Here is a 6,878-nt window from a genome sequence, read left to right on the forward strand (position 1 = left end):
GTGCCGACCTTGGCACTGGCATAGCTGGTCTGGCCGTCGGTGACGGTGCGGTCGATCGGCTTGAGGTCGGTGTGGTTGGCGCCGAAGCTGGCCTCGAACGCGCCGCCTTCCGGGGCGTCGTCGAGAATCACGTTGATCACCCCGGCCACCGCATCGGAGCCGTACAGCGCGCCGGCGCCGTCGCGCAGCACTTCGATGCGCTTGATCGCGCTGATCGGAATGGCGTTGAAGTCTACCGGCGTGGTGCCCTTGCCGATCTTGCTGTCGGTGTTGACCAGCGCGCTGGTGTGGCGGCGCTTGCCGTTGACCAGCACCAGGACCTGGTCCGGCGAGAGCCCGCGCAGCTGCGCGGCGCGGATGTGGTCGGCACCGCCGGAGTTGGATTGGCGCGGGAAGTTGAACGAGGGCAGCAGCGCCTGCAGCGCGCTGCCCAGTTCACCGTTGACCACGCCAGCCTTGCGGATGTCTTCGGCGGTGAGCACGTCCACCGGCGAGGTGGATTCCAGCACGGTGCGGTCCACCGCGCGGGTGCCGGTGACGATCACGGTGTCCAGCGTGGTGGCCGAGCCGGGCGCGTCCTGCGCAGTTGCATCCTGGGCGAGCAGGGGGGAGGAGAGGACGAGCGCGATGGCAAGGCCAAGGCGCGACGCGGACGGACGGGACATGCGGACTCCAGCAGGACGACGAGGGGGGGGGGACGGGGAGTGGCGTCGCCGACTAATGGTCGGYGCTACCAATCCATCCGGATGAAGCGATATATTATCTTCGCGTGATGTCCCTGTGTGACGCAAGCCCCATCGGGGTGGTTATAAGCAGATAGCCGTTGGCGATCTGCACCGGACCTGGATGTCCGGCACGCTCCTTCCCTGCCTGTCCCTGTGTTTCCGGAGAGTTGTCCATGAAGTTCCGCACCATCCTGATCGCCCTGGTTATGGCCACCAGCGGCTGTGCCACTGCCGCCCCGGCCGCCAAGCCGACCCCGCCCGCCACCGCCACGGCGACCCTGCAGGGCGACGCCGCGCGCCCCGATGCTGCTGCCGGCTGGGTGCGCAGCGAGCTCTATTTCGGTGTGGGAGAAGAAACCGGCGTGGCCGACCGACCGCAGACCGAAGGCATCACCGACGCGCAGTGGCGCGCCTTTCTCGACAAGGAAGTCACCCCGCGCTTTCCGGACGGCCTGACCGTGTTCGACGCCTACGGCCAGTGGCTGTTCCGCGGCGCGGCCGAGCCCAACCGCCTGCGCACCAAGGTGCTGGTGGTGCTGCACGAGAACACCCCGCAGCGCCGCGCGGACATTGAAGCGATCCGGCTGGCGTGGAAGCAGGCCACCGGTCATCAGTCCGTGTTGTGGGCGCAGCAGGCGGTTGAAGTATCGTTCTGAGCACGCGCGCCACCTTGGCGCGGCAGGAGGCCGGCATGAACGAGATCACCCGTGGGCGTTGCGTGCTGCTGTTCGGGCTGGCGTTGGCCGCCTGCGCGCCCGTGGCGCAGGCGGCGGCAGCCGATGCGGAGCTGCGCATTGTGCTTGGACCGGGCACGGTCGCTACCGCCCGCGTGGAAACGCAGGGCACCATTGCGCTGCTGCTGCCCTCGGGTCGGCAGCAGCGTCTGGACGGCGTAGCCGATGCCGATGGCAACGCGCGCTTGAGCCAGCTGGACGTCGACTTCGACGGTCGCCCCGAACTGGTGGCACGCGCTTCGGTAGGGCAGGTCAACGAAGCGGTGGCGGTGTACCGCTTCGACCCAAAGCAGGGACGCTTCGTGCCGCTGACGCTGCCGACCGGTTCGCATGCGCAGTGTGGCGAGCTGATGGGGCTGGACGTGGATGCCGCCAACCGCACCCTGAGCAGCAGCTGCCGCAGTGGCCCGATGTGGTACGTGGACCTGTACCGCTATCACGCGGGGCGGCTGTATCTGTATCGCGCCGAACGCGTGCTGATGCTTGGCGATGCGCTGGAGGCGACGATCTTCGTCAAGCAGACCGCCGACACTGGCCCGATGGCGGTCTGGAGTACCTACGACCCGGCTGGCAAGGTACTGGAGACCGCCATCTCCGATGGTCTGGTCGCACCGCGCAATGACCGCCCATTGCTGCCCTTCAGCGGCGAGGTGGTGCCTGCGCGGGTGCCGCTGCATGCGCGGCCCGGCGACACCAGCACCCGGCGTTACCTGGTGCGCGGTGACCGCGTTGAACTGCTGGACGAGCAGGACGGTTGGGTGAAGGTGCGCTATGCCAACCCGACGCGAGGCGACATCGTGGGGTGGGTAAACGCCAATCCATGATCTGATCGCCCGGGTTCGCACATGGGGATCACTTTCGCAGGTCTACCCTGACGCTTCCCCCAGGTAGTGGACGTTCCCTCATGAGCAAGCGCGTTGCCGAGATCGTGGTTGAAACCCTGCAGGCTGCCGGTGTCCGTCACTGTTACGGCATCGTCGGCGATACCCTCAACTACGTCACCGATGCCATCCACCACAGCGAGATTGAGTGGGTGCACATGCGCCATGAGGAAGTGGCTGCGTTCGCTGCCGGCGCCGAGTCGTTGATCAGCGGGCAGCTCACCGCCTGCGCCGGTTCCTGCGGCCCGGGCGGCCTGCACTTCATCAACGGCGTGTTCGAGACCAACCGCAACCGCGCGCCGATGGTGCTGATCGCCAGCCAGGTGGTTACCGCCGAGCTGGGCATGGAGTTCCCGCAGGAGGTTGATTTCAAGGCGGTATATGCCAGCTGCAGCGTGTTCTGCGAGCAGGTGCACAGCCCGCAGCAGGCGCGCCGCGTGGTCGCGCTGGCCTGCCAGGCGGCGATCAGCCGGCGTGGCGTGGCGGTGGTGATCCTGCCGGCCGATATCAGCGAGGCCGAGGTCAAGCACGATGTGCCGTTCTCGGTGCATTACACCCAGCCGGTGCTGCGCCCCAGCGATGACGAACTGCAGCGCATCGCCGCGCTGATCGCCGATGGCAAGCGCATCGGCATCTATGCGGGTGCCGGCTGCGAGCATGCCCATGACGCACTGGTGGCGCTGGGCGAACGGCTCAAGGCACCGATCGCGCACACCTCGCGGGCCAAGGATTTCGTGGAGTACGACAACCCGTACAACATGGGCATGACCGGCATCTTCGGCATCGAATCGGGCTACCACACGCTGATGGCCTGCGACACGCTGTTGCTGCTCGGCGCCGACTTTGCGTGGGGCCAGTACTACCCGGACAAGGCCACGCTGATCCAGGTCGATCGCGATGGCAGCCATCTCGGCCGCCGCCATCCGGTCAACCTGGGCGTGGTCGGCGACATCGGGCCCACCCTGGAGGCGCTGTTGCCCCTGCTGCCGCCGCGCGAGGACCGCAGCTTCCTGGACGAGTGCATCAGCCACCGCGACAAGGCGCTGGCAACGCGTGCCAAGGAAGAGGAACCGGGCGAGGGCGAGCTGATCCACCCGCAGCACCTGACCGCGCTGATCAACCGCTACGCCAGCGACGATGCCTTGTTCACCGCCGACGGTGGCTCGCCGATGGTATGGATCCTGCGCCACATCCGCGTCAATGGCCGTCGCCGCACCCTGACCAGCCTGCTGCACGGCACGATGGCCAATGCCATGCCACAGGCACTGGGCCTGCAGAAGGCGTATCCGGGCCGGCAGGTGATCTCGCTGTCCGGCGATGGCGGCATCGCGATGCTGCTGGGCGACCTGCTCACGGCGGTGCAGGAAAACCTGCCGATCAAGGTGGTGGTCTACAACAACAGTTCGCTCAACTTCGTCGAGCTGGAGCAGAAGGTCGAGGGTCTGCTGGACAACTACACCGACCTGAAGAACCCCGATTTCGGCCGGCTGGCCGAGGTGATCGGCTTCTACGGGCGCACCGTGACCCGCTCGGAGGACCTGGAGCAGGCGGTGCAGGACTTCCTGGCCCACCCTGGCCCGGCGCTGCTGGACGTGCACACCAGCCCGACCGAGCTGGTGATGCCGCCGCAGGTAGAGGCCAAGCAGGTAGCCGGCACCGCGCTGTATGCGGCCAAGGCCCTGCTCAGCGGACGGGTGGGCGACGTGCGCGACCTGCTCGCGAACAACTTCCTCAACAAGCCCTGAGGCAGCGCCGGCGCCGCAGGGATGCCGAAGGGACCAGGTAGTGCCGGCCGCTGGCCGGCTCCTCCGAATCCTGCAGGGGATATCGGAAGCCGATCACCGGCCGGCACCACCGGGACAGGTCAGCGCGCAGCGGCGTCCGCCCCCTGCGCAGGCGCACCGATGTCCCCCGGCGTTCCATCCATGTGCCTGTTACTACGAGCGGTGAGGCCCTACCATCGGCTACCCCCTCCCCACGGTCGTCCTTGCGCATGTCCGCCTCCGCTCCCGTCCGCTCCGGACCTCCCCGCTGGTTCGTCGCCGGCGATTTCAACGGTTTTTTCGGTCTGGTGGTCGACAACCTGTCGATCCTGGGCTTCATCGCGATGGCGCTGGTCAGCATCTTCCAGTTCCCGGCCGACGTGGTATTCGGCCGCATGTTCCCCGGCACCGCCTTTGGCGTGCTGGTCGGCAACGTGCTCTACACCTGGATGGCGCGACGCCTGGCCACGCGCACCGGGCGTGATGATGTCACCGCGATGCCGCTTGGCCTGGATGCGCCCACTAGCATCGGCATGGCCCTGTTGGTACTCGGCCCGGCGTTCCTCGCCTTCAAAGCGCAGGGTCTGGCGCCGCATGACGCGGCCATCGCCACCTGGCAGCTGGGCATGGCCTCGCTGGTGATCATGGGCGTGCTGAAAGTCATCCTGTCCTTCTTCGGCGAAGCGGTTACCCGCGCACTGCCGCGTGCATCGCTGCTGGGCTCCATCGCCGGCATCGCGATCGTGCTGATGGGCTTCCTGCCGCTGCTGGAAACCCTGCGTTCGCCGATCGTCGGCTTCGTCACCCTGGGCCTGCTGCTGTACGTGCTGCTCGCCAAGCGCAAGCTGCCGATCCGCGCGCCGGGCGTGCTGGTCGCGTTCGTGTTCGGCACGATCCTGTATTACGGCCTCGGCCTGGTCGGCCTGGGCGCACCGGGCTTCCACGTGCCCGACTGGACGCCGCCGCAGGTGGTGCTGCCGTGGCCCACGTTGGGTTTCATTGAGGGCCTGCCGACGGCAATCACCTACCTGCCGCTGCTGCTGCCGTTCGGCCTGCTGATGGTGGTGGGTGGTATCAACGTCTCCGAAAGCGCGCGCGCGGCCGGTGACGACTACCGCACCCGCGACATCCTGCTGGTCGAAGCGGTGGCGACGCTGGTCGCCGGGCTATGCGGCGGTGTTGCGCAGACCACGCCGTACATCGGCCAGCCGGCCTACAAGCACATGGGCGCGCGCAGCGGCTACACGCTGCTGACCGGCCTGTTCGTGGGCATCGGCGGCATGCTCGGGGTAATCTCCGGGCTGGTGCAGTGGCTGCCGTTGGCGGTGCTGGCACCGATCATCGTATACGTGGCCATCGACATCACCACGCAGGCCTTCCAGGCCACCCCGCGTGAACACGCCGGCGCGATGGTGCTGGGCTTCCTGCCCTCGGTGGCTTACCTGCTGGCGATCAAGGCGCCTGGCTGGATCGCACCGGCGCAACTGGCGGCGATGACCTCCACGCTGGACGGCCACGGCCTGCCCGAGCTGGCGGTGGTCTTCACTCTGGGCAATGGCTTCATCATCACCTCGATGCTGTGGATCGCCGCGGTGGTGGCGATGATCGACGGCAGGCTGCTGCGCTCTTCCGGTTTCCTGCTGGTGGCGGCGGCGCTCACCCTGTTCGGGTTGATCCACTCGGTGGACCCGCGTGGCGGCATCTATCTGCCGTGGCAGCTGGTGGGCTTGCCGAAGATCATCATGTGGCAGTTTGCCGGTGCCTACGTGGCGCTGGCCGGATTGCTGGCACTGCTGTCGTTGCAGAAGCAGGAACGCTGACGACGGGGAGGGAGTGCCGGCCGTTGGCCGGCGCCAAGTGGCCGCGCTACCGCCCGGTGGCCGGCCAGCGGCCGGCATTACGATCCGGGGCGGTGTGCGGCAATCAGGTGTCGCCATCCAGCTCGGGGTAGTGGCGGAAAATGCCGTTGGTGTTGAATGCAAGGCGGCGGTCGGACGCCAGGTAGGCAGCGATGTTCGGCCGCCGTTCCACCCGCTCCTTGAGCGCGTGCAGCAACGGCGACGCGGGCCACAGCGCCTGCATGCGCCGCGGGAACATGTACTCCAGCCCGCTCAGCAGCTGGAACAGTGACAGGTCCACGTAAGAGTGCTCGCGCAGCGGATGACGCTCGCCGTTGTCCTTCAGCACGCCTTCGAAGTAGCCCAGGAATTTCGGCAGCCGCTCGGTCCGCATCGCCGCGGCGCGTGCCTTGGCTTCGTGCTTCTGGTCCTCGTAGTACGTCGATGCGGAGATCGGGTGGTGGGTGTCGTGCACTTCGGCGACCAGGTCGGCGATGGTCAACTGCAGCTGCAGCGCCTGCTGACGGCGTGAGGCCGCCTCGGGCACCAGGCCGAGCTCCGGCGCAAGGTAGTCCAGGATCGCGCCCACCTGGGCGATCACCTGCCTGCCACTCTTCAGAAAAGGCGGGGCGAACGGGCGCAGGCCGTCTTCCTTGCCCTGCAGGAACGGCTGCATCACCGCGTCGCCATGCACGCGCGCCATGTCGGTGTAGGCCGCGCCAGCATCTTCCAGCGCCAGCCGGATGAACTCGCCACGGCCCTGGATGCCGGTCCAGTAGTAAAGCTCGTACTGCATCACGGTGCTCCACAAGAACAGTGCACAGCATCGGCGTGCCCATGCTACGCGGGCGTGAGCGTGTGTGGCGGCGGGCGTGGCAGCGGTTCATCGCGCCTGCGGGATGATGCGGTGTCAACGCGCATCCTGCGGTCGTGCAGG

General features: G+C 67.5%; 6 protein-coding genes. 4 read left to right on the forward strand and 2 right to left on the reverse strand.

Annotated elements, in window-relative coordinates:
* The coding region (locus AC1DQP_RS14310; RefSeq protein ID WP_478051849.1) for a TonB-dependent receptor plug domain-containing protein at positions 1-665 on the reverse strand (665 nt) is incomplete at its 3' end.
* Between the two features lie 233 nt (positions 666-898).
* Between AC1DQP_RS14310 and AC1DQP_RS14315 the strand changes: the two genes are divergently transcribed.
* The 4 genes from AC1DQP_RS14315 to AC1DQP_RS14330 all read left to right on the forward strand — a co-directional run bounded on the left by AC1DQP_RS14315 (position 899) and on the right by AC1DQP_RS14330 (position 5,923).
* Complete coding sequence (locus tag AC1DQP_RS14315; protein WP_256775500.1) at positions 899-1,381, forward strand: DUF3574 domain-containing protein; 483 nt, start codon at positions 899-901, stop codon at positions 1,379-1,381.
* Positions 1,382-1,416: 35 nt separating this feature from the next.
* Complete coding sequence (locus tag AC1DQP_RS14320) at positions 1,417-2,283, forward strand: XAC2610-related protein (RefSeq protein WP_478051850.1); 867 nt, start codon at positions 1,417-1,419, stop codon at positions 2,281-2,283.
* Positions 2,284-2,363: 80 nt separating this feature from the next.
* On the forward strand, positions 2,364-4,085 hold the full coding sequence (locus tag AC1DQP_RS14325; protein ID WP_457319083.1) for a thiamine pyrophosphate-dependent enzyme: 1,722 nt from the start codon (positions 2,364-2,366) through the stop codon (positions 4,083-4,085).
* 248 nt (positions 4,086-4,333) lie between these two features.
* On the forward strand, positions 4,334-5,923 hold the full coding sequence (locus AC1DQP_RS14330; RefSeq protein ID WP_478051851.1) for a SulP family inorganic anion transporter: 1,590 nt from the start codon (positions 4,334-4,336) through the stop codon (positions 5,921-5,923).
* 103 nt (positions 5,924-6,026) lie between these two features.
* On the opposite strand, the gene AC1DQP_RS14335 is transcribed toward AC1DQP_RS14330, so the two are convergent.
* The gene (locus AC1DQP_RS14335; protein ID WP_256775496.1) at positions 6,027-6,737 is read right to left on the reverse strand and encodes a glutathione S-transferase; all 711 of its coding nucleotides are present in this window, start codon (positions 6,735-6,737) and stop codon (positions 6,027-6,029) included.
* Between the last annotated feature and the right edge of the window lie 141 nt (positions 6,738-6,878).

The sequence above is a fragment of the Stenotrophomonas sp. P5_A8 genome, assembly GCF_056400545.1.